The 1,755-nt window shown below is 30.1% G+C and carries 2 protein-coding genes; both read right to left on the reverse strand.

All coding sequences use genetic code 11. The features are described from left to right. Positions 1-21: 21 nt before the first annotated feature. Positions 22-1,176 carry an XRE family transcriptional regulator gene (locus tag BVF91_RS12990; RefSeq protein WP_085113765.1) on the reverse strand — a complete coding sequence of 385 codons (1,155 nt, stop codon included), beginning with the start codon at positions 1,174-1,176 and terminating at the stop codon, positions 22-24. Next, a partial coding sequence (locus BVF91_RS13360; protein WP_168170221.1) for a hypothetical protein occupies positions 1,163-1,755 on the reverse strand: 593 nt, incomplete at its 5' end. The genes BVF91_RS13360 and BVF91_RS12990, both read right to left, overlap by 14 nt.

Genomic DNA, 1,755 nt, shown 5'->3' on the forward strand with positions numbered 1-1,755 from the left:
AAAAATTACTATATCAGCATTTTATTTCTTAAATTCCCTTATATTTATTGGTATAACCTGTCCTCTCCTACTAAGAGTTCCTGGTTCAAGATTAGTTAAAGATTCTATCTCCTCAATTGGCATTTTTAAATCTTCAACCAATTGATCACGAGTTAATATTTCTTCCTCCAACAGCTTTTCAACGGCTCTTCTCAATAAAACCGGATTTTCTGGTTCTAATACATCATCTAATGGCTCCTTTTTCCTCCATTTTCTCCGTGATATTTGTTTCATGAGATACGTATATTGACTATCAGACAATACTCCTAAATCTTTACATCTTCTTATCATCATACTAATAGAAACCTTCCATCTCTCTTTCAAAAAAATAAAGTGGTCTAAAGAAGTAGAAATCACATCTTCTAAAAAACTTTCTTCGGGAAGTAGAAAAGCCGTAGCAAACCTGTATGCTTCATCTTCTATTTTATCAAATATTTTTTTGTCGTTGATTAATCCTTTTTCTATACCTTGATGGAGCAATATATGCCCAAGTTCATGCGCAATATCAAGCCGGGTTCTAGCAGCACTTTTTTTGTCAGCGCTAAGGAATATAATAGGTCTTCCTTCTGGCAACAAATAAGAAAAAGCATCTATTTCTTGATAATTGGTTTCATTTCTTGTTACTATAAAACCATTTTTTTCAACTAACAAAGTTACATTGCTTATAGGCCCAAGACCAAGTTTCCACGATTTTCTTACATATATCGCTATTTTTTCTATTAAGTCATCATTAAGATTCTCAATATCAAAACTACTTAAATTAGCCAAATTAACTTTTGGAAATTCTATAAACTCAGAAAGATATTTATAAATTTCTACTAGTAAATTAGCTCTCTGTATCTGCTGTTCTTTTTCTTTTTTATTTGCAGTAGCATAGCTTCTAAAAAAAGCGTTATCACTATTGAATAAATTATCCGACTCTATTGGCTTATAAAAAAATGAAAGTGGAAAATTTAAAATTCTAACCATTTCTCCGAGTACAGCTGCACTAGGAGCAGTTTGACCTAATTCATATTGTGAAACAGCCTGCCGTGTAACAGATAATTTATTAGCTAATTCCTGTATAGTTAGACCACGAATAAGCCTTGCTTGTCTTATCCTTTGAGGTACAATGTTATGCTCTTTATTTTTTGTCATCTCCCGACACCCTTTTTATAATTTCTTGTTTTACTTCTAAAATTAAATCATCATTTATTTCTTCAATTATGTATTCAGGTTTTTCAATTTCCGTCATTATCTTTTGATCTTCTAACAAAGAAACCTTTGCGAACCAATCATTTAAATTAGGTGAAGGAATACCGATGTTTATAAAATTGAGCCCCTCTTTAAAATACCCATGTGTAATTATTAAGTAAACTTCATCTTGCTTTCTTTCATATCCTAATATATCATCAATTGTAAGTTGATTCGAATAACTATAATTCATTCTAAATATATTTCTTCTTGGAATTTGATTCTTATCTTTAACCTGACTAACCGTAAATATACATTTGCCATCTATTGTTCTTATTTCTAAGTGATAATGACTTTTTATGATATTAGGAACAATCTCACATTTTAAATTTCCAATTCTTCCTTCATTAATTGCTTTTTCAATCTGTAGTTCAACGACAACGCTATTTAAATAAGTCTCAATATTTTTAAATAAGAAAGATTCAAAAAGATCTCTATCTCTTTTTATCTGCTGCGTAATTTGATAAGCTTTCTTTATTGTTC

This window comes from Thermoanaerobacterium sp. PSU-2, assembly GCF_002102475.1.
In the GTDB taxonomy this organism is placed as follows: domain Bacteria; phylum Bacillota; class Thermoanaerobacteria; order Thermoanaerobacterales; family Thermoanaerobacteraceae; genus Thermoanaerobacterium.